This window comes from Streptomyces sp. NPDC047982, from assembly GCF_043204165.1.
In the GTDB taxonomy this organism is placed as follows: domain Bacteria; phylum Actinomycetota; class Actinomycetes; order Streptomycetales; family Streptomycetaceae; genus Streptomyces.
Genome location: NZ_JBIDBS010000055.1, coordinates 2062 through 3410, shown reverse-complemented (window position 1 = coordinate 3410; position 1349 = coordinate 2062). Strand labels below are relative to the sequence as shown.

1 rRNA gene is annotated in these 1349 nt (G+C 57.3%); it reads right to left on the bottom strand.

The features are described 5' to 3' along the window. Window positions 1-1278, bottom strand: a 23S ribosomal RNA gene (locus ACGF2V_RS31020); the annotation flags it as partial. Window positions 1279-1349 lie beyond the last annotated feature (71 nt).

The window sequence follows — 1349 nt, the reverse complement described above, 5'->3', positions numbered from 1 at the left end:
CTGGATTGACACGACTTCGGCGGTACGCTTGAGCCCCGCTACATTGTCGGCGCGGAATCACTTGACCAGTGAGCTATTACGCACTCTTTCAAGGATGGCTGCTTCTAAGCCAACCTCCTGGTTGTCTCTGCGACTCCACATCCTTTCCCACTTAGCGTACGCTTAGGGGCCTTAGTCGATGCTCTGGGCTGTTTCCCTCTCGACCATGGAGCTTATCCCCCACAGTCTCACTGCCGCGCTCTCACTTACCGGCATTCGGAGTTTGGCTAAGGTCAGTAACCCGGTAGGGCCCATCGCCTATCCAGTGCTCTACCTCCGGCAAGAAACACACGACGCTGCACCTAAATGCATTTCGGGGAGAACCAGCTATCACGGAGTTTGATTGGCCTTTCACCCCTAACCACAGGTCATCCCCCAGGTTTTCAACCCTGGTGGGTTCGGTCCTCCACGAAGTCTTACCTCCGCTTCAACCTGCCCATGGCTAGATCACTCCGCTTCGGGTCTTGAGCGTGCTACTCAACCGCCCTATTCGGACTCGCTTTCGCTACGGCTTCCCCACACGGGTTAACCTCGCAACACACCGCAAACTCGCAGGCTCATTCTTCAAAAGGCACGCAGTCACGACACACAAGACCAAAGCCCTGCATGCGACGCTCCCACGGCTTGTAGGCACACGGTTTCAGGTACTATTTCACTCCGCTCCCGCGGTACTTTTCACCATTCCCTCACGGTACTATCCGCTATCGGTCACCAGGGAATATTTAGGCTTAGCGGGTGGTCCCGCCAGATTCACACGGGATTTCTCGGGCCCCGTGCTACTTGGGTATCTTCCAAACGAGCCGCTAACGTTTCAGCTACGGGGGTCTTACCCTCTACGCCGGACCTTTCGCATGTCCTTCGCCTACATCAACGGTTTCTCACTCGTCCCACGGCCGGCAGACCGCAGAAGAAAGAACCCACAACCCCCACGACGCAACCCCTGCCGGGTATCACACGTCACAGGTTTGGCCTCATCCAGTTTCGCTCGCCACTACTCCCGGAATCACGGTTGTTTTCTCTTCCTGAGGGTACTGAGATGTTTCACTTCCCCTCGTTCCCTCCACACTGCCTATGTGTTCAGCAGCGGGTGACAGCCCATGACGACTGCCGGGTTTCCCCATTCGGACACCCCCGGATCAAAGCTCGGTTGACAGCTCCCCGGGGCCTATCGCGGCCTCCCACGTCCTTCATCGGTTCCTGGTGCCAAGGCATCCACCGTGCGCCCTTAAAAACTTGGCCACAGATGCTCGCGTCCACTGTGCAGTTCTCAAACAACGACCAGCCACCCGTCACACACCACCACCAGGACG